The 17,929-nt window shown below is 57.4% G+C and carries 21 protein-coding genes; 10 read left to right on the forward strand and 11 right to left on the reverse strand.

Features of this window, described 5'->3' with window-relative positions:
• Nucleotides 1–197: 197 nt before the first annotated feature.
• Nucleotides 198–515, reverse strand: a complete 318-nt coding sequence (locus tag VGC62_RS24805; protein ID WP_331189722.1) for a DUF883 family protein — start codon at nt 513–515, stop codon at nt 198–200.
• A gap of 202 nt (nt 516–717) precedes the next feature.
• Between VGC62_RS24805 and VGC62_RS24810 the strand changes: the two genes are divergently transcribed.
• Nucleotides 718–972, forward strand: coding sequence for a hypothetical protein (locus VGC62_RS24810; RefSeq protein WP_331189723.1), 255 nt, complete (start codon nt 718–720; stop codon nt 970–972).
• A 17-nt stretch (nt 973–989) separates the two neighbouring features.
• On the opposite strand, the gene VGC62_RS24815 is transcribed toward VGC62_RS24810, so the two are convergent.
• Entirely contained in the window at nt 990–1,907 is a 918-nt protein-coding gene (locus VGC62_RS24815; RefSeq protein WP_331189724.1) for a LysR family transcriptional regulator, read from the reverse strand.
• 87 nt (nt 1,908–1,994) lie between these two features.
• On the opposite strand from VGC62_RS24815, the gene VGC62_RS24820 reads away from it, so the two are divergent.
• Nucleotides 1,995–2,921, forward strand: a complete 927-nt coding sequence (locus VGC62_RS24820; RefSeq protein WP_331189725.1) for a carbon-nitrogen hydrolase family protein — start codon at nt 1,995–1,997, stop codon at nt 2,919–2,921.
• Nucleotides 2,922–2,971: 50 nt separating this feature from the next.
• Here the strand turns inward: VGC62_RS24820 and VGC62_RS24825 are convergent, their stop codons facing one another.
• Nucleotides 2,972–3,451, reverse strand: coding sequence for an LEA type 2 family protein (locus tag VGC62_RS24825; protein WP_331189726.1), 480 nt, complete (start codon nt 3,449–3,451; stop codon nt 2,972–2,974).
• A 347-nt stretch (nt 3,452–3,798) separates the two neighbouring features.
• On the opposite strand from VGC62_RS24825, the gene VGC62_RS24830 reads away from it, so the two are divergent.
• Complete coding sequence (locus tag VGC62_RS24830; RefSeq protein WP_331189727.1) at nt 3,799–4,092, forward strand: helix-turn-helix domain-containing protein; 294 nt, start codon at nt 3,799–3,801, stop codon at nt 4,090–4,092.
• 122 nt (nt 4,093–4,214) lie between these two features.
• Nucleotides 4,215–5,648, forward strand: coding sequence for an NAD-dependent succinate-semialdehyde dehydrogenase (locus VGC62_RS24835; protein WP_331189728.1), 1,434 nt, complete (start codon nt 4,215–4,217; stop codon nt 5,646–5,648).
• Between the two features lie 63 nt (nt 5,649–5,711).
• Here the strand turns inward: VGC62_RS24835 and VGC62_RS24840 are convergent, their stop codons facing one another.
• Nucleotides 5,712–6,170 carry a DUF2214 family protein gene (locus tag VGC62_RS24840; RefSeq protein ID WP_331189729.1) on the reverse strand — a complete coding sequence of 153 codons (459 nt, stop codon included), beginning with the start codon at nt 6,168–6,170 and terminating at the stop codon, nt 5,712–5,714.
• A gap of 217 nt (nt 6,171–6,387) precedes the next feature.
• Entirely contained in the window at nt 6,388–7,329 is a 942-nt protein-coding gene (pbpG, locus tag VGC62_RS24845; RefSeq protein ID WP_331189730.1) for a D-alanyl-D-alanine endopeptidase, read from the reverse strand.
• A gap of 269 nt (nt 7,330–7,598) precedes the next feature.
• Between pbpG and VGC62_RS24850 the strand changes: the two genes are divergently transcribed.
• The gene (locus VGC62_RS24850; protein WP_331189731.1) at nt 7,599–8,159 is read left to right on the forward strand and encodes a hypothetical protein; all 561 of its coding nucleotides are present in this window, start codon (nt 7,599–7,601) and stop codon (nt 8,157–8,159) included.
• Nucleotides 8,160–8,315: 156 nt separating this feature from the next.
• On the opposite strand, the gene VGC62_RS24855 is transcribed toward VGC62_RS24850, so the two are convergent.
• From VGC62_RS24855 to VGC62_RS24865, 3 genes are all read right to left on the reverse strand, one after another.
• The gene (locus VGC62_RS24855) at nt 8,316–8,498 is read right to left on the reverse strand and encodes a hypothetical protein (RefSeq protein ID WP_331189732.1); all 183 of its coding nucleotides are present in this window, start codon (nt 8,496–8,498) and stop codon (nt 8,316–8,318) included.
• Between the two features lie 133 nt (nt 8,499–8,631).
• The gene (locus tag VGC62_RS24860) at nt 8,632–8,826 is read right to left on the reverse strand and encodes a hypothetical protein (RefSeq protein ID WP_331189733.1); all 195 of its coding nucleotides are present in this window, start codon (nt 8,824–8,826) and stop codon (nt 8,632–8,634) included.
• Nucleotides 8,827–9,234: 408 nt separating this feature from the next.
• Nucleotides 9,235–9,594: a hypothetical protein gene (locus VGC62_RS24865; protein WP_331189734.1), complete on the reverse strand. Its 360-nt coding sequence runs from the start codon at nt 9,592–9,594 to the stop codon at nt 9,235–9,237.
• A gap of 230 nt (nt 9,595–9,824) precedes the next feature.
• On the opposite strand from VGC62_RS24865, the gene VGC62_RS24870 reads away from it, so the two are divergent.
• Nucleotides 9,825–10,655 (forward strand): shikimate 5-dehydrogenase, encoded by an 831-nt coding sequence (locus tag VGC62_RS24870; RefSeq protein ID WP_331189735.1) that lies wholly within the window; start codon nt 9,825–9,827, stop codon nt 10,653–10,655.
• 126 nt (nt 10,656–10,781) lie between these two features.
• Here VGC62_RS24870 and VGC62_RS24875 read toward each other — a convergent pair whose 3' ends face one another.
• Complete coding sequence (locus VGC62_RS24875) at nt 10,782–11,450, reverse strand: YceH family protein (RefSeq protein ID WP_331189736.1); 669 nt, start codon at nt 11,448–11,450, stop codon at nt 10,782–10,784.
• 118 nt (nt 11,451–11,568) lie between these two features.
• On the opposite strand from VGC62_RS24875, the gene VGC62_RS24880 reads away from it, so the two are divergent.
• Nucleotides 11,569–12,078, forward strand: coding sequence for a DUF1993 domain-containing protein (locus VGC62_RS24880; RefSeq protein ID WP_331189737.1), 510 nt, complete (start codon nt 11,569–11,571; stop codon nt 12,076–12,078).
• A 223-nt stretch (nt 12,079–12,301) separates the two neighbouring features.
• Entirely contained in the window at nt 12,302–13,456 is a 1,155-nt protein-coding gene (locus tag VGC62_RS24885) for an MFS transporter (protein WP_331189738.1), read from the forward strand.
• Nucleotides 13,457–13,470: 14 nt separating this feature from the next.
• Here VGC62_RS24885 and nhaR read toward each other — a convergent pair whose 3' ends face one another.
• Nucleotides 13,471–14,367 (reverse strand): transcriptional activator NhaR, encoded by an 897-nt coding sequence (nhaR, locus tag VGC62_RS24890; protein WP_331189739.1) that lies wholly within the window; start codon nt 14,365–14,367, stop codon nt 13,471–13,473.
• Between the two features lie 116 nt (nt 14,368–14,483).
• Between nhaR and VGC62_RS24895 the strand changes: the two genes are divergently transcribed.
• Nucleotides 14,484–15,251 (forward strand): TerC family protein, encoded by a 768-nt coding sequence (locus VGC62_RS24895; protein WP_331189740.1) that lies wholly within the window; start codon nt 14,484–14,486, stop codon nt 15,249–15,251.
• 492 nt (nt 15,252–15,743) lie between these two features.
• Entirely contained in the window at nt 15,744–16,433 is a 690-nt protein-coding gene (locus VGC62_RS24900; protein ID WP_331189741.1) for a peptidase C39 family protein, read from the forward strand.
• Nucleotides 16,434–16,489: 56 nt separating this feature from the next.
• Here the strand turns inward: VGC62_RS24900 and VGC62_RS24905 are convergent, their stop codons facing one another.
• On the reverse strand, nt 16,490–17,773 hold the full coding sequence (locus VGC62_RS24905; protein WP_331189742.1) for an FAD-binding oxidoreductase: 1,284 nt from the start codon (nt 17,771–17,773) through the stop codon (nt 16,490–16,492).
• Between the last annotated feature and the right edge of the window lie 156 nt (nt 17,774–17,929).

Below are 17,929 nucleotides of genomic sequence, written 5' to 3' on the forward strand. Positions count from 1 at the left end.
GTCCCGCGACCGGCGGGGAACCCGTCGTAAAACCTGCGCATGCGGTGTACCAGGCAGGCCGCACGCGCCGGGTTTGCTGCCGCTGCGCGCCAAGTCGCGGGACAAGCCGCGCTCCTACAGCTGATCAGCCGCCACATTGAAGGCATGCGCCATCCAGAGTGGCGAAGCATTTGATACGGCACAGAGTCTCTACAGGTTTACTTGCGTCCCAGCAACAATCCCACCACCAGACCAAAGCCTGCCGAGACTGCAACGGTTTGCCATGGGTGACCCCCAATGTAGGTCTCGGTTGCTTCCACGGCGGGTTTGGTCTTGTCACGTACGGCGCCCAAGGAATCCAGAGCTTGTTTGAGCTTGAGACTGAGCTGCGCGCGTACGGTTTCAGCGTCTTCGCCCACCAGGGCCGCACTGTCTTTCAATAGTTTGTCCGATTCTTCGATAAGCGCCGCCAATTCACTGAAGGCCTGATCCTTGATCTGTTCGGCGGCGGTCTGGGCAGCAGTTTTACGAGCCATGGTTATTTCCTTTCTATTGATAACGGCAGTGAGTAATGGAGTCGTGGGACTTCGGAAAAGTTGCAGTCGTTCGCAAGACATATCGCAAAAATAGCGACGAATGTGGCCGGAAGATGACACCGAGGGGTGTAAGATGCTGTCGTTTTTCAGCCGTCGCGGCTGAGTGTTTCAGCGTTGTGTTTCGCGATCAGAGGTAAACGTCATGAGCTTCAATCTGGCCAACAAGCCCCTTCATGAGCGCGCCGCGCTTGAAGATGAAAAATCCCGCCTGTTCGATTTATGGCAAAGCAATCTTGGCAAGGCCAAGGGTGAAGCCGCGCGATTGATGGGGGAACGCGCCAAGCGCAAAGGCAAATGGTCGGAGTGGGTACGTGCCGAGTTAGATGCCATGTCCCCTCCGGAATACGCCAACATGGTGCGCAGTGAAGTGAACCGCTTAATGGCGGCGGCACGCTGAAGCCTACCTCCAGGCACTTAAGTCTGTTGCTTGAACAGCGTTTCAATGGCCTCGCGAACCTGGATCACCGCCGGGTCGATCAAGGCGCTGGTGCGCCAGCCCAGTTCCACCGGATAACGCGGCATGGGCAGCGGGCAGGGCAGCAGTGCCAGCCCGGCCAGTTGTGCCACTGCCTCGGCCGCATGGCTGGGGATGGTGGAAATCGCATCAGTCCCTTTAAGCAGATACGGCAGCGCCGCGAAATGCGTGGTAGAGGCGCGCACCTTGCGGGTTAGCTCGCGCGCCGCGAGCCCTTCGTCGACGATGCCAATGAACCCGCCAGATGACACCAGAATCTGCTCGCGCTCGACGAACTCTTCCAGCGTCAGCTCAGATTGGCCGTCCCGCAGGCTGGCAGGGTCGGCCAGGCATAAATAGCCACCTTCCCCGAGCACGCGCCGACTGAGCAGGCGGTCTGCAAGCCCACCGGAGGTGATCGCCAAATCAATGGTGCGCCCCATCAACGCGTGCGCAACGACCTGGCTGTGGGTTTGACGGAAGATCAGCCGCAGTTTTGGTGCGCTGACCGCCACCTGTAGCATCAGCCGTCGCCCGAAGGCAATCTCGAAATCGTCTGACAAGCCAATCGTCACCGACCGCCCTTCGAAATCGTTGCGCGAAGGGTCGACCATTGCCAGGCTCTGACGACATTTGTTCAAAGCGTCGGTAATCACCGGCTTTAACTGATTGGCACGCAGGGTCGGCGCCAAACCCCGTCCAGTGCGAACAAAAAGTGGGTCAGCGTACACATCGCGCAGACGCCTCAATGCCGCACTGATCGCCGATTGTGTGACGCCCAGGCGCAACGCCGCACGGCTTGCACTGGATTCATCATGCAGCGCTTCGAAGACCTTGAGCAGGTTCAGATCAATCCCGCCGATATTCATTTGGTTCATATCATTCACAACTGGATGAGGCTTTATTCATGTTGCGGCGAGCGCTGACAATTGGCAACAGATCCGACCCACATGAGGAGTTAGCCAATGCCTACATCTATTGTTGCTGCGTTACAGATCGGTGCTTTACCGGGTGGCAAGGTCGAAACGCTGGAGCAAATCCTCTCATACGAAACGGCCATTCTGGAGGCGGGTGCCAGCGTGGTGGTGATGCCCGAAGCATTGCTCGGCGGCTATCCCAAAGGCGAAACCTTCGGTACGCAGCTAGGGTATCGTCTGCCCGAAGGTCGCGAGGCGTTCGCCCGCTATTTCGACAATGCCGTGGATGTGCCAGGGGCTGAAACGGATGCCCTGGCGCAGCTGTCCGCCCGCACCGGCGCCAGTCTGGTGGTCGGCGTGATCGAGCGTTCAGGCAGCAGCCTGTTTTGTACTGTGCTGTTTTTTGAGCCGCAAGGCGGGCTGGTGGCCAAGCATCGCAAGTTGATGCCCACTGGCACCGAGCGGCTGATCTGGGGCAAGGGCGACGGCTCGACGCTGCCAGTGATCGATGCCAAGGCCGGGCGTCTGGGGGCGGCGGTGTGCTGGGAGAACCAGATGCCGCTGTTGCGCACCGCGATGTACGCCAAAGGTGTGCAGATCTGGTGTGCGCCAACCGTCGACGAGCGTGAAATGTGGCAATGCACCATGCGCCATATCGCGCAAGAAGGCCGGATGTTTGTGATCAGTGCGTGCCAGGTCCAGGATTCGCCCGCAGCACTCGGTATCGATGTTGCCAACTGGCCTGCCGAGCGTCCCTTGATTAACGGTGGCAGTGTCATTGTCGGGCCGATGGGCAATGTGCTGGCTGGGCCGTTTACCGGCGAGCGAGGATTGCTGACGGCGCAGATCGATACCGACGAATTGATCCGCGCACGCTATGACTTCGACGTCGTTGGGCACTACGCGCGGCCAGACGTGTTTGAGCTGGTGGTGGATGAACGGGCCAAACCGGGGGTGCGGTTCGTGCAGGATTAATCCAAACGCTCTCGCCGCGTGTTGAATGGGTTCGATATCAGACCCAAAAGTCACCAGCTCCCATTCGCCGGCTGCGGCAGGTTCAATGTCCCGCTGTCGCTGAAGCGCATGGTGCCAAACACGCCGCCGGCCAATTTGCCGTGCAACACATACGGCAGGTTGTCCAGGCCCTGGGTTTCGCTCAGGCCCACCGCCTGACGCAGGGCGGCAAACGCCGACACCGTGACGGGCACGCTGATAATGCCTTCGGAAAAGCGCCCGATGGTGCCGCTCTGATCGCTGACGCCGGAGGCCAGCAGCTTGCCATTGACGTCCAGGTTCAGTGCCACACCGCTGTACCGGATGTCCGTTTCATTAGGGTTTTGCAGGCGCAACTTCACGGTGAAGCGAATCTCCAGGCCTTGCCCTTGCAGTGGTTCGATACCTACCACATTTATATTCAACGGATCACGATTGGGTAACAGCGCACAGGCGTTCAGTACCAAGATCAGCAGGCCAGCGAGCAGGGTACGAATCAGGCGTAGCGGCATCGGTGGCGCTCCAGTGCAAAGGAGAGGGTGGGGCACGACGCCCTCGTTGCGTTCAACTGTGCGACCGCAGCGCGGCTAAGAGGTTCTGTTTCGGGGAGAGAGAGATAGTTGTAGGAAATGGATGCATAGATTGCCAGATAATACTTCGCGACTTTGCGTCAGGCGCTTATTCTTTAGGTCGCTGAACGTCCCACTTGGTTATCGCTCCAATCGTTGTGCCTTCAGGGCCGACTGAAGCGACGATATCCGGCGATGCATTCGCTTTGGGCCGGTCAGTGTGGCACATCCGGTTGAGAGCGAATTCCATACACGACAAGGAGGTTTCATCTGGGGCGTATAGATCATTTATGGCAACTGCACATCATTTCTCGTTGACTGAGCAACAAGTGACGCTGATCTCGCGAGCCCTCGCTGATCCGCGGCGTTATCAGATTCTGGTTCAGATTGCCGCTTCGCCCGAGGCTATCCCCTGCGCGCAGGTCCTCAAGACTCATCCCGTCAGTGCTGCCACGGTTTCGCATCACACAAAGGAGCTGGAGCGCGCTGGACTGATTTCAACGATCCGCGAAGGCAAGTACGCCAGCTTCGTCATACAGCGCGAGATGCTCAATGCTTACGCCCAGCAACTGATCACGCTCTGAACTCAGGGCCTTGTCAGCCATTCAGGAAAAGTGCCTTGACCGATACGGGCATACGCCACTAAATTCGTCGGCCCGCAATTTTCATTTCCCTGCCCTTACCAAGGCGCATTCGGAGCACCCTCATGTACCCAGACGTTCAGTTGTTCATCGATGGTCAATGGCGTGCCAGTGACGACGGCCGTACCATCCCCGTCCTCAACCCTGCGACCGGGGAAACTCTGGGCAGTGTGGCCCATGCGGATGTTACGGACCTGGATCAGGCGCTGGCGGCTGCCGAGCGCGGTTTTGAAATCTGGCGCTCGACCCCTGCGTATGACCGCTACAAGATCATGCAGAAAGCCGCGAACTTGATGCGCGAGCGGGCTGACACCATCGCTCGCATCCTGACCCAGGAACAGGGCAAGCCGTTAGTCGAAGCACGCACTGAAGTCATGTCTGCCGCTGACATCATCGACTGGTTGGCCGAAGAAGGCCGTCGCACTTATGGTCGTCTGGTGCCGTCGCGCAATCCGTTGGTCGAGCAAAAGGTCATCAAGGAGCCGGTCGGTCCTGTGGCGGCCTTCACGCCATGGAACTTCCCGATCAATCAAGTGGTGCGCAAGCTGTCGTCGGCGTTGGCCGCTGGCTGCTCAATCATCATCAAAGCACCGGAAGAAACCCCGGCTTCGCCTGCTGAGCTGATTCGTGCTTTCGCCGATGCGGGCATACCCGCCGGCGTGATTGGGTTGGTGTACGGCGTTCCGGCACAGATTTCCAGCTACCTCATTGCGCACCCGATCATCAAGAAGGTGACCTTCACCGGTTCGACGCCTGTTGGTAAACAACTGGCGGCGTTGGCGGGCAGTCACATGAAACGCGCCACCATGGAGTTGGGTGGTCACGCTCCGGCGCTGGTGTTCGACGATGCCGATATTGAGCTGGCTGCACGTGTGCTGGCAGGCGCGAAATTCCGCAACGCCGGTCAAGTTTGTGTTTCGCCAACCCGGATTCTGGTACAGCGCGGCGTGTTTGAAGCGTTCGCCGAAAAGTTCGTCGGCCTGACCCGTGAAATCAAGGTCGGCAATGGTCTGGAGCAGGGCACCACAATGGGCCCGGTTGCCAATGATCGGCGTATTCCAGCGTTGACGGCCCTGGTGAAAGACGCGGTCCATGCTGGCGCGACGTTGCATGCCGGTGGCGAAGCCATTGAAGGCCCTGGTTATTTCTTTGCACCGACAGTGTTGAGCGGTTTGACGACCGAGATGCGCATCATGAACGAGGAGCCGTTTGGTCCGGTGGCACTGCTGGTGCCATTTGATACGGTCGAAGACGCGGTCAAGGAGTCCAACCGTGTGCCGTTCGGCCTGGCGTCTTACGCGTTTACCACGTCGATGAAGACTGCGCAGATCCTCAGCAATCGTATTGAAGCGGGCATGTTGTCGATCAACCATCTGGGCATCGGCTTGCCTGAAGTGCCCTTTGGTGGCATCAAGGATTCCGGCTACGGTTCGGAAGGTGGCACAGAGGCGATCGAGGCCTACCTGAACACCAAGCTGGTGACTCAGTTCAACCTGTGAGCGGTTGAGGGTTTGTTGCAGTGAACACAGAGCCCGCCATTTGGCGGGCTCTGTGTATCTGGATCAACTCAACATATTGCCCCGCGCCATCCCCGTTGCAGCGATCACGATGATCACCATCAACGCCGCTTCCATGTGGCTGATTCTGGCGAAGCGCCGAGCGCGCGAGGTATCGATGGCGATCTGTTTTTTGAACGCGATACGCCATTTGATCAGCGCGATCATTGGGATCACTTCAAGGGCCAGAATGGCCACGAATGCCGTTATCTTCAGGTGAAACAGCGGCTGATGCAGGTAATAGAACGAGCCTTTTTCGACACCGCCGAACGCCCGATAAACCCCGGTGATCAACAGAATACCGGCTGAGATCCCCCAGATATTGTCCACCACGAAGACGTCGCGAAAAGACCGTGCGTCATCGGTGCGCAAGCGTCTCAATGCCCGTCCGCGTGCCAGCACCGCTGCCAGCGCGAACCCAAAAGCCAACAAATGCAACGCAGCCAGCACCCATTTGAAAAACATGGTTCAAATCCCTCGGCAATTTCAGAAACAAGCGTCAACAGCTCAAGCTTAGCGGGTCGCCGGGGTTATGCCGGGCGACGAACCAAACACCTCTACACAGGGGCGGTAACCGTTTCGTTGTGGCCGCGACGGTTCCCTCTTACGCACCGCAGGCTTCCAGGCCATGGTGTCGGCATTGCAGCCTAAGCGATCGGTAGAATTCCTGAATGGCAGGGCATCACTCCGACGCCTGCAGCCCTTTCTGTTTCATCACCAGATTCTTTTCTTTCTTGTACTGCAACGCGACTTGCGGCGCAGGACCGCTCTTACCGGTCTCCATCCACAAGCGCATGCGGCTGGCATCGGCAAAGTGGGTGAATTTGCCGAACGCGTCGAGGATCACCACTGAAACCTGCCGATTGGCCATGCTGGTCAGCAGTACCAGGCAGTGACCGGCCTGATTGGTGAAACCGGTCTTGGTCAGCTTGATGTCCCAGTTGGACTTGCGAACCAAGTGGTCGGTGTTGCTGAAACCCAAGGTATAGGTCGGTTTACGGAAAGTGACGGTTTTCTCCGGGGTTGTGCTCAGTTCGCTCAGCAGCGGGTAGTTGCGCGCTGCCAGTGCCAGTTTGGTCAGGTCGCGCGCGGTGGACACGTTGAACACCGACAATCCGGTGGGCTCCATGTACACGGTGTGGGACATGCCCAGCGCCTTGGCCTTGGCGTTCATGGCCTTGATGAACGCCGGGTAGCCGCCCGGATAGCTGTGGGCGAGGCTGGCGGCCGCCCGGTTTTCCGAGGACATCAGTGTGATCAGCAGCATGTCATGACGATTGAGTTCGCTGCCCAGCTTGACCCGCGAGAACACCCCTTTCATCTCGGCGGTCTGGGAGATGTCGACCTTGATCATCTCGTCCATCGGCAATTTGGCGTCCAGCGTGACCATCGCCGTCATCAACTTGGTAACCGACGCAATCGGCACGATCACGTCAGGGTTGCTTGAATACAGCACTTGGCCTGAATGCAGATCAGTAATCATGGCGCTGCCAGAAGCAAGATGAAGTTGTGAAGGGTCACGATTAAAGGCAGCAGATTCGTTTGCAAGGGCACTGGTGGAAAGTGCGGCGCCTGTAAGTGCAAATAATAGGCTTATTAGTGATACGCGAATTTTCAAGAGCAAAGCTCACTTATAGGTGGAGTACGTAGCAGGGTGAAGTTTTTCAGAACGGTAGAGGACGGCGCATTTTAGGAGCATGGTTCCGGCGATGTCGATGGGGTATGTAGGAGGTTTCATCAATAAAGATAAGAAGATTGCGTATGTAGCGATGTCGAGCCTCAGAAAGCCTTGATTGCCAGGATACTGTCGATATTCGTGGAAGTCCTTGCGGCCAGCCATTAGCATTCGACGCCATCGAATGCTTAATGACCCATTGACCGAGGAGTCGCGCAATGCCCAAGGGTTTTATCAGCAAGGATTACGCCGCAATGGTTTTCGTCGCGGCAGTTGTTGCGGTGCTCTTGCTTGTCGCCGGGTTTTTTGTGAGACCCACCAACTGGGCGGGTTGGATTCAGGCCATCGGGCTAATCGTCGGCTTGATGATGGCAGTGGCCGTACCGGCCATTCAGAACCGGCAAAACCTGGCTGCGCAGCAGAAATTGCTGCGTGAGCGAGAAACCGGCTACGCCCGCCGTCTGCAATACCTCTGCGCTGAGCTGAACGAGCTGTTGACGCGGGTCACTGTCAATCTGGTTCATCTGCGTGCGGCCGATCGGCATCGTCTGCAACGCACGCTGGAAGATTACCTGCACCGTCTGTTCGAATCCCACAAGCTGGACCAGAACGATGACCGCGTGGTCATCGCTCATGAGTTGCGACTGGTTGCCAATGAATTGACCGAGGAACTCGAAAGCGGTCGTTCAGATCGTGTGGTGCTGATGACACTGGAAAAGCGCCTGCAGAAACTGGCTCACCGTTGCCAAGTGAACACCGCAATGGCTGAGCGGGTTTGATGGCCGCTAGGGTCTGTTGCCGTTTGGTTGCGGCCACAACCAAACGGCAACAGACCCTAGGCATTAAATCACTGCAAAAAAAAGCCCGCGTCAGGGGATGCGGGCTAAAGGGAAGTGCGGAGCAACGCACGATTTCAGGGAAGAGCAAATTCGGTATCAGCTGTTCAACTGATGGGTTTCTAACTTCTGTGACATGGCTTGTGCGTCCGGCAAGGACGTCAGCGGACCGCTCACTGATTCACCATTCTGAACCAGATACCAACAGGCCAGTAGGCCACGCTCTCTAAGCTGAGCGGGGACCGCGCTTCCGATCACCGACATGATTTGAACCTTGGTCATAGATGCCTCCATCAATCTGTGGCGCCACTTTACGGCGCTGCCGGCGTGAGCAAAAATCACCGCTCTCGATAGTCGTCATCGATAACTGAGAGGTCAGCTTTTACCGAAAGATTTTGATAGGGGGGGCGCAAGATCATTCGACGACCTGATCGAGCATGGTGATGACTTCATGCTCAGACACCAGACCCTTGTCTACCAGGTTCTGTGCCAGCAATGAGAGGAGTTTGGCGGCGCGATGGCCTTCCAGGCTCTTGAGTTCCGTCAGTACGTTGTAGACCTTGCTTGAGGTGCATAGTCCAGCAACGCGATGCGGATTTTGTGTGGGCATGGCGGGCGTTCCCGTTCTTATTGATTGCAGTGAGTGGTCAAGGCAGGGCGCAAAGCGCGCAAGTTCGGTGATCAGGCTATGTGAAAACGACTGCGGGCTGGGTGCCTTTGGCGTTGCGCACATAATACTGCGTTAAAAACAGACGAAAAATAGCCAATTAGTAGAGTTGAGCACGACCCTGGCTGCATTTTTCGTCTGTTTTGGTTTTGGCCCGCTACGTTTTTACATGGACTGATGATGCAAGCTTGCATTTCATGTCGCTGTTCTCTGCGCGACCTTTGTCATCGTAGTTTTTCGATAACCGAACTTCAGTTTCTATCACTCACGTGCTGCACAAACGACAACCCCGCCTGGCAGGCGGGGTTGGGTGTTCTATCAACTAAAGTGATGTTCGAATCAACGGCTGTATTACCAGCGGCCCGGACCGCCATTGTAGTAACCAGGGGGAGGACCATAGTAGCCACGTGGCGGGCCATAATAGCGAGGGCCGCCGTAGTAAACGGGTTGTTGAACCACATAGGCGGGTTGGTAATAAACCGGAGGCGGTGGCGGCGCGTAGTAAACAGGTGCTGGCGCATACACAGGTTCTGGTTGAACGTAGACGGTCCTTGGGCCCGAGTTGGCAACGGCTGCGCCGACAACGCCGCCGACTACCGCACCTATTACCGCCGCTCCACCCCAGCCAGGACCACCACCATGGGCTTGGGCTTGGCCTGCAAGGGCTAGGGCACCTAACAACAAGGCAACCTTGGGGATGTGACGAATCATGACTGTTCCTCGGTGTTCAGTCCCGTTGTCGCGAGCCTGCGTTACGCTCAGGCACTGCCACGGGATAACTGATCAGACAGCGGCTTTTTGTAAATCTGCGATGCCGCTGCGTAAATTTTGTGTAAGGTACTTGGCGTTAATTAATCACCCGCTTCATCCGCCGTTCGAGCGGGGTAACAGAGTTTACGCCTTTAACCTGTGGGAATTCTAATACCGTTCAGGAGATTTTAATGCCCATTACCGCAAGCAAAGAGACTTTATTGTGTATGTCCCTCGCCGGTCGCCCCGGTAACTTCGGCGTACGCTTTCATAATCATCTCTACGCGCAACTGGGTCTGAATTTTTATTACAAGGCCTTTTCGCCTACTGACCTGCCAGCGGCCATCGCGGGAATGCGCTCGCTGGGTATTCGCGGTTGTGGTGTGTCGATGCCGTTCAAAGAGGCTTGCATCGCGCTGGTCGATGAAATGGCCGCTTGCGCTGCGGCCATTGAGTCGATCAATACCATCGTTAATACCGAGGGTCATCTCAAGGCTTACAACACTGATTACATCGCCGTTGCGCAGTTGGTCGACACACATGCCATTGAGCGGACGCGTTTCGCCCTGCGCGGCAGCGGTGGGATGGCTAAGGCTGTGGCGTTCGCCCTGCGTGATGCAGGGTTCACCGACGGCCTGATCGTTGCGCGTAATGAAGCGGCAGGGCGGGCGCTGGCCAGATCGGCCGGATTCCAATGGCAGGCTCAATTGGGCGCCGAGCGGCCACGGTTGCTGGTCAATGTCACACCGCTGGGAATGATCGGTGCCCAGGCGGATGAACTGGCGTTCGACAAGGCGGCGATCGAGGCGGCCGACACTGTTTTCGACGTGGTCGCCAGTCCGGCGCGTACGCCGTTCATTGCGCATGCTGACGCGTGCGGCAAACGTTTGATGACAGGCGACCAGGTCGCAGCGATTCAGGCGCTTGAGCAGTTCATTCTGTATACCGGGGTTACGCCGACCGATGAGCAATATCAGGCGGCCGCTACGTTTGCGCGGGGTGAAGCTCGACCGGATCTGTAGGCGCGCGGCTTGCCTTAATGGCTTAACTTAGTGGCATTAGAGCTTGCCCGCGAAGGCAGCGTCTCAGTTGGGAAAGTTGTGCTAGATGTTCGAGCTGCATCGCGGGCAGGCCTGCCACCCTAAGTTTTAACTTTCCAGCTTCGCCAATCGCTCTTCCAGGGTGGCAATCCGCGCTTCCAATGCATCGATGCGTTCTGCGGTTGCCGAGCTGCCCGCGGACCGCTCCGACACTGGGTGGTGCCGCGCCGCGAGGATCGCCTCCATGTCCGACGGATCGCCCAGCGCATGCATATAGCGGTCTTCTCGCTGCCCGGCCTGTTTAGGGATCAATACCGCCAGCCCCCTGGCAATCAAGCGTTCCAGCTGATGGATCACTTGATCGGTGTCTTCGAAGTCGTGCATGCGATTGCTGCGGGTCAGCAGCTCGTTGACCGTCTGCGGGCCACGCAGCAACAGCAATCCTGTGAGGATCACCTGCGCGGGCACCAACTCTAGCGTTTTATCGACGCGATGCTCCCAGCGATCTGCGCGGCTACCCATCACCAGACGTGTCAGTTGAAGGCCTTCGAGCGCGCGCAGACTTTGTCCGACCTGGCCCTGCGTCAGGTTCATCACGGGCTCGCGGCTGGTCTTCTGATTGCACGCTAACACCAGAGCGTTGAGGGTCAGTGGATAGGTTTCAGGGTTAGTCGCCTGCTTCTCGATCAGGCAGCCAAGGATTCGCGCCTCGGTGCTGTTGAGTTGCAGCTTGCCTGCGTCTTCTGCCGTATTTTTTGAATCCAGCTCGGTGGACATGGTGCTTTCCCTGGGCGTTGAAAAGGCTATGAGGGTAGGGGGTGGATGATGTAAAAGACAAGCCGCGTTCGCATGTCCGACATGCTCATCATTGCGACTCATCTCACCAGGAACCGTTATGACCATCTCCCTGTACGCCGCCTCTCTTCCTGTCTTCAAGCAAATGCTCACTGCTCTGGGGGATGTCCTCGCCAAAGCCGAGGCCCACGCGACCCAGAAAAACATCCAGCCTGACGCCTTGCTGCAGGCGCGTTTGTTCCCGGACATGTTTCAGTTGATCCGTCAGGTTCAGATTGCTGTTGATTTTGCCAAGGGCGCATCCGCCCGTCTGGCGCAGGTCGAGGCGCCGAAATACGACGACTCGGAAACCACCTTTGCCGAACTGCAAGCGTTGCTCGCCAAGACCCTCGCATTTATCGCCACCATCAAGCCTGAGCAAGTCAACGGCAACGAAGAGCTGGAAATTGTCTTGCGTCCAGGCACGCCGAAAGAAAAGCGCCTAAATGCCCAGACGTATCTGCTGCACTACTCGCTGCCGCAGTTCTTCTTCCACGTGACCACGGCCTATGACCTGCTGCGTCACAATGGCGTCGAAGTTGGTAAGCGTGACTACATGGGCTCGTTCTAAGCTTTCGTGGCAAGCATCCAAGCCTGGCATCCCGACGAGGCCAAGGCTGATTCGTTGAACGCCTGATCCCGACCGTTGCCTGACCCTAGGCGGCGGTTTTGCTTTTTATCCGTTGATTCAGCCAATACCCCAAACGCTGTCTGCTACCATCGGTCTCTCGTTTTTTTGTCATACCGACCGATCATTCCCGCAAGGATTGGTCGTTTCGTCGTTTGGAGTTTTCATGTTGTTCCCCATTCTGCTGCTCTCGGCCGCTGGTTTTACCGTGCTGACCACAGAGTTCGTCATCGTCGGCCTGTTGCCGGCCATCGCCCGCGATCTTGAGATCTCGGTGTCCCAGGCTGGGCTGTTGGTGACGTTGTTTGCTTTTACCGTTGCAGCGTTTGGCCCCTTTCTGACGGCGTATTTTTCTCGCTTCGAACGTAAACGGCTGTTCATCTCGATCCTGATTATGTTCGGTGTCGCCAATGCAGTGGCGGCTATGGCGCCGAACATCGTTGTCATGGGACTCGCCAGGCTGATTCCAGCGCTTGGGTTGCCGGTATTCTGGGCGTTGGCCAGTGAAACCGCAGTCGACATCGTAGGACCGGAGTACGCCGGTCGGGCGATTGCCAAAATTGGTTTCGGCATTGTCTGTGCCACCGTGTTCGGCATCCCGGTTGGCACTTTGATTTCCGACGCTTTTGGCTGGCGCACTGCGTTCGCGATCCTCTCGGTGGTGGCGTTCGCCAAGGCGTTGCTGCTGTTTATCTATCTGCCCAGGACCGTCCACAAGGATCAGGCGTCATTTGGCAGCCAGTTCGGCATCCTGCGCAGCAAGTTGATGGTCGGACACATTCTGCTGTCGGTGCTGGTGTTCAGTGGCATGTTCACCGCTTACACCTATCTGGCGGACATGCTTGAGCGCCTGGCCGGGTTCAACGGCACCGTGGTCGGCTGGTGCCTGATGGGCTTTGGCGCGGTGGGCCTGTTGGGCAACGCGTTGGGCGGGCGAATGGTTGATCGTCATCCTCTGATCGCCAGCCTGACCTTCTGCACCTTCATGATCGGCGGCATGCTCGCGGTGGTGCCGAGCATGCATTCCACGCTGGGATTGGCCATGGCACTTGGGGTATGGGGGGTAACGCAGGCGGCGCTGTTTCTGGTCAGCCACGTGCGTTTGATGAAAGCCGCGCCCCAGGCGCCGGCATTTGCTGCGTCGCTGAACATCGCCGGGGCGAATCTGGGCATTGGCATCGGGGCGATCATTGGCGGCCGGGTCATTGATCATCTGGGGCTTGGCAGCCTGGGTTTCGCTGCCGCCGGCATCATCTTGTTGTCGATCTTGCTGGCACTGCTGCTGATGTCCGCCAAGCCCAAGGCAGGTGCCTGTACCTGACGCCCAGGGCCTGTTCAGTCGGTAAACAATTGCCGTCGCGCGCCCTCGGTGATCGCCACGATGCCGGGATGTTTGACTTTGCGCTCCACCGAGATCGCATAAAACGACTCGGTCACCGCGTCAGTTTGCCCGATCAGCTCAACGTCATACTGCGCCTGCACTTCATCGGCGATCACGCTGGGCGCCATGAAAATCCCGCTGCCTGATTTGCCAAACGCCTTCATCAACGCACTGTCGTCGAACTCGCCAACGATCTTTGGCTGAATTTTCTGTTCGGCGAACCAGCGCATCAAGCGGCTGCGTACCACCGTCAGTTGACCAGGAATTAGCAGCGGGGCGCCTTGCATGCCCTGTGGGAAGTCCTTTCCGTATTGCCGCGCCAACGCTTTGGTGGCGAAAAAGCTGACCCCGCATTCCCCCAGCTTCTGGCTGTAGCCCTTGATGTCGAGGTGAGACGGCATGGGGCTGTCGGAAATCACCAGATCCAGTCGCTGGATCGCCAGGTCTGCCAGCAAGCGCTCCAATTGGTCTTCACGGCAACTGATGCGCATCGGCTCGCTAAGCGTCATGGTCGGCGCGAGCAAGCGGTAAACGATGGATTTTGGCACCACGTCGGCCACACCAACCCGAAACAGGATGTGCTGCTCATCGGGCTGCGTGCGCAGGGCGGCCTCCAATTCGTCGCCCAACTGAAACATCTGTTCGGCATAGGGCAGGGCAAGGCGACCGGCTTCGGTTAACTCCAGTTGGCGTCCTACGCGTCTGAACAAGTCCACACCGAAGGTCTGCTCCAGCAAGCTGATCTGGCCGCTGATGGTTTGTGGCGTCAAATTCAACTGCTCACAGGCGCGTACGATGCTGCCGGTTTTCGCCACGACCCAGAAGTAATGCAGTTGTCGGTAATTGAGCATGGTTTTTTTCACTTCGTAAAAATCGAAGTATATACATTAAAAATACGAATTTTCCTGAAGTGTTGCTCTCCCTAGAATGCGCGCTATCTCTTCGGACAGAATCAAGGTTGTTGTGTATGGAATATCTTCTGGAATTGGCTGTAAGCCCCACGGCCTGGGTGGCACTGGCAACCTTGGTGGTGATGGAAATAGTACTCGGTATCGACAACCTGATTTTTATCTCGATCTTGACCAACAAGCTGCCGGTGCATCAGCGCACCAAAGCACGGCGTATCGGTATCAGCATGGCGCTGATCCTGCGTCTGGGTTTGCTCAGCACCGTGGCCTGGATCGTGCAGTTGACCGCGCCTGTGGTTGAAGTATTCGGCCAGATGTTCTCCTGGAAAGACATGATCCTGATCGCCGGTGGGTTGTTCCTGTTGTGGAAAGCCACGACCGAAATTCACCATAGCGTCGACATCAAGACCGACGAGGAAAAGGCGCTTTCGTCTACCGTGGTGCTGGGGATGGCAGCTGCCATTGGTCAGATTCTCATGCTGGACCTGGTGTTTTCCATCGACAGCATCGTGACGGCCGTTGGTATGACCGAGCATTTGCCGATCATGATCATCGCTGTCATCGCGGCTGTTGCGGTGATGCTCCTGGCTTCGGAGCCACTGGCAAAATTCATCAACGACAACCCGACAGTGGTGATGCTGGCGCTGGGTTTCCTGATTATGATCGGCATGACGCTGATCGCCGAAGGCTTCGGTGCCCATGTGCCAAAAGGCTACGTGTATGCAGCAATGGCGTTCTCGGCCCTCATCGAAGGCTTGAACATGTTGGCTCGCCGCGCCAGGCAGAAAAAAAGCCTGACCGAAGAGAACGGCACGCAGAAGGTGTAAATCAGTAGCCGTAAACAACAACGGTCGGGATGGGCACTCCATCACCGACCGTTTTCATTCGTGTTTGCCTGAATTCACGCCCTGTTACCCGCTGTCTCAAGGTGAAGGCGCAGAGCGGTTTTTTCGATCATTGGTTGGCGCAGACTGTGGTGCCTTGTTTCGATGCTGCGGGTGATGATGTCGAGAAATCCTCAGCACACCCCAGAGCATGGCGCCTGCAACCGCAAGCCATCCAGCGATCAACATCCCGAGAGTCAGTCCGAGGCCCATATGTCCCTCCGGCTTCTTTGCCTTTATCGTCGTCTTATCAGTCGACAGTCTAGTACGGCTCATGTTTCCGAAAGTTGACCGGTGGCCAGGATACATGACCGTTTTGTTCTATCGCGCCCACGGCTCTGTGCATTGGCGCTATACCGAAGCGGCTGGCGGCTCTATTATCGGCGTCCAGGCCGGGTCCAGATTGCCCGGCATCCGTACAAGTGAGTGAACGACGTGTCGGTATTATTTCGATTTCATGTCGCTGGTCTTCAGCGCAAGTGGTGGACGCTGGCGATTATCGTCACGCTGAGTGGTTGCGCGGGCACAGTGGAGCCTGAGTACAAACGCCTGCCGGATCGCGTTGAAATCAACTCAGTGCCGTTTTTCCGTGGTGATTACTATCAAAGCGCCCCGGGTGCATTGGCAGGCATGCTGTCAGCGCATAACGTGCAGATCACGCCAGGGCTGATGGAGAAACCGCTAAACCTGCCGGGCGGCGAAGCAAAGCTGGAACAAAGCATGCCGAACCTGGCGCGTGAGTACGGGTTTGTCGTGTATCCGCTGGATGACTCGCTGCCAGCGTTGTTGGCGCAAGTCTCTGCCGGATTTCCGGTGATGGTGCGTATTTCCGAAGGTTCGGTGTGGTGGAAACAGCAGCGCTACGGCGTATTGATCGGTTTCAATCAGCGTAAACGTACGGTTGTGCTTCATGTGGGCGAAAATCGTCGGTCGTTGATGGGCTTCGACGATTTCACCTCGGCATGGCGCAGTGCCGGAAGCTGGGCAGTTCTGATTCAGGGGCCCCGCCAGCTGCCGGCGCAGGTTGACCGTGAGCGTTGGCTGAAGGCCGCCAATGAGCTGGCCCAAGCCGGGCAGGAACAAGCGGCAGGCGAGGCTGTCAAGGCGATCAACAACGTCCACTGACTATCGATTGGCAAATGAACGGCGCCTTCCTTGGCACCGTTTTGTCTTTTCTGGATTCAAAACCCCAGTTTGTCCCGCAGGCTGTAATACCAGGCGCCCATCGCGGTGAGTGGCGTACGCAGCAGTTGGCCGCCGGGGAAAGGGTAGTGCGGCAGGCCGGCGAACGCATCGAAGCGTTCGGCCTGACCGCGCAATGCCTCGGCGAGCACCTTGCCTGCCAGGTGGGTATAGGTCACGCCATGGCCGCTGCACCCTTGCGAGTAGTAGATATTGTCGCCAAGGCGACCGACCTGCGGCAAGCGCGACAGTGTCAGCAGGAAGTTGCCGGTCCAGGCGTAGTCGATTTTCACATCCTTGAGCTGCGGGAACGCCTTGAGCATCTTGGGTCGGATGATGGCCTCAATGTTGGCGGGGTCTCTTGCGCCGTACACCACGCCACCGCCGAAGATCAGTCGCTTGTCAGCGGTAAGACGGTAGTAATCGAGCAAGTAGTTGCAGTCTTCGACGCAGTAATCCTGGGGCAGCAGCGTTTTGGCAAGCGTCTCGCTCAGCGGCTCGGTAGTGATCACCTGCGTGCCACAGGGCATCGATTTGGCCGCCAGCTCAGGAACCAGGTTGCCCAGGTAAGCATTGCCGGCGACGATCACAAATTTCGCCCGTACCCGACCTTGCTCGGTATGCACAACAGGATTGGCGCCACGCTCAATGCGGATGGCTGGCGATTGTTCATGAATGACACCGCCCAGCGACTCCACGGCGGCGGCTTCGCCGAGGGCCAGATTGAGCGGGTGAATATGACCGCCACTCATGTCGAGCATGCCGCCGATGTATTGATCGCACGCCACCACTTCGCGAATGCGGCGCTTGTCCAACAGCTCAAGCTGCGTGTGGCCATAGCGCTCCCACAGCTTTTTTTGGGCTTCGAGATGGCCCATTTGCTTGGGGGTCAACGCGGCAAACACGCCGCCATCTTTCAAATCGCACTGAATCTGATACTTCGTCACGCGCTCGCGAATGATCCGGGCGCCCTCGAATGCCATCTCGCCAAGCAACTGTGCTTGCTTGGGGCCAACCGTGCGCTCGATGACATCGATGTCACGGCTATAGCTGTTGACGATCTGCCCGCCATTGCGCCCCGACGCACCGAAACCGACCTTCGCGGCTTCCAGCACCGTGACCCGAAAGCCGTTTTCCAGAAGAAACAGGGCACTGGACAAACCGGTATACCCGGCGCCGATGATGCAGACATCGGTTTGCACTTCACCCTGCAACGCGGGCCGATCCGGCGCAGCATTCGCTGAAGCCGCATAGTAAGACGCTGGATATGCAGTGTTCGCCATACTGTAACCCCTGTTTTATATTTTTTACGAATGCGCCGATCCTACCTGAGATGAAATCCGGCCACCAGCCAGGGAGCCTCTACGAATGCAGGTCGTCAATTGATAAAAATGGTGCTTATTCAGGGTGTTAGAGGAATAAAGCGATTGACAAAAAAA

Origin of the sequence: Pseudomonas sp. (genome assembly GCF_036404235.1) — a bacterium.
Taxonomy (GTDB): Bacteria; Pseudomonadota; Gammaproteobacteria; order Pseudomonadales; family Pseudomonadaceae; genus Aquipseudomonas.

Coding starts and splice junctions, on each gene's coding strand:
- VGC62_RS24805 (WP_331189722.1), bottom strand. CDS start 515: ATGGCTCGTAAAACTGCTGCCCAGACCGCCGCCGAACAGATCAAGGAT.
- VGC62_RS24810 (WP_331189723.1), top strand. CDS start 718: ATGAGCTTCAATCTGGCCAACAAGCCCCTTCATGAGCGCGCCGCGCTT.
- VGC62_RS24815 (WP_331189724.1), bottom strand. CDS start 1,907: ATGAACCAAATGAATATCGGCGGGATTGATCTGAACCTGCTCAAGGTC.
- VGC62_RS24820 (WP_331189725.1), top strand. CDS start 1,995: ATGCCTACATCTATTGTTGCTGCGTTACAGATCGGTGCTTTACCGGGT.
- VGC62_RS24825 (WP_331189726.1), bottom strand. CDS start 3,451: ATGCCGCTACGCCTGATTCGTACCCTGCTCGCTGGCCTGCTGATCTTG.
- VGC62_RS24830 (WP_331189727.1), top strand. CDS start 3,799: ATGGCAACTGCACATCATTTCTCGTTGACTGAGCAACAAGTGACGCTG.
- VGC62_RS24835 (WP_331189728.1), top strand. CDS start 4,215: ATGTACCCAGACGTTCAGTTGTTCATCGATGGTCAATGGCGTGCCAGT.
- VGC62_RS24840 (WP_331189729.1), bottom strand. CDS start 6,170: ATGTTTTTCAAATGGGTGCTGGCTGCGTTGCATTTGTTGGCTTTTGGG.
- VGC62_RS24850 (WP_331189731.1), top strand. CDS start 7,599: ATGCCCAAGGGTTTTATCAGCAAGGATTACGCCGCAATGGTTTTCGTC.
- VGC62_RS24855 (WP_331189732.1), bottom strand. CDS start 8,498: ATGACCAAGGTTCAAATCATGTCGGTGATCGGAAGCGCGGTCCCCGCT.
- VGC62_RS24860 (WP_331189733.1), bottom strand. CDS start 8,826: ATGCCCACACAAAATCCGCATCGCGTTGCTGGACTATGCACCTCAAGC.
- VGC62_RS24865 (WP_331189734.1), bottom strand. CDS start 9,594: ATGATTCGTCACATCCCCAAGGTTGCCTTGTTGTTAGGTGCCCTAGCC.
- VGC62_RS24870 (WP_331189735.1), top strand. CDS start 9,825: ATGCCCATTACCGCAAGCAAAGAGACTTTATTGTGTATGTCCCTCGCC.
- VGC62_RS24875 (WP_331189736.1), bottom strand. CDS start 11,450: ATGTCCACCGAGCTGGATTCAAAAAATACGGCAGAAGACGCAGGCAAG.
- VGC62_RS24880 (WP_331189737.1), top strand. CDS start 11,569: ATGACCATCTCCCTGTACGCCGCCTCTCTTCCTGTCTTCAAGCAAATG.
- VGC62_RS24885 (WP_331189738.1), top strand. CDS start 12,302: ATGTTGTTCCCCATTCTGCTGCTCTCGGCCGCTGGTTTTACCGTGCTG.
- nhaR (WP_331189739.1), bottom strand. CDS start 14,367: ATGCTCAATTACCGACAACTGCATTACTTCTGGGTCGTGGCGAAAACC.
- VGC62_RS24895 (WP_331189740.1), top strand. CDS start 14,484: ATGGAATATCTTCTGGAATTGGCTGTAAGCCCCACGGCCTGGGTGGCA.
- VGC62_RS24905 (WP_331189742.1), bottom strand. CDS start 17,773: ATGGCGAACACTGCATATCCAGCGTCTTACTATGCGGCTTCAGCGAAT.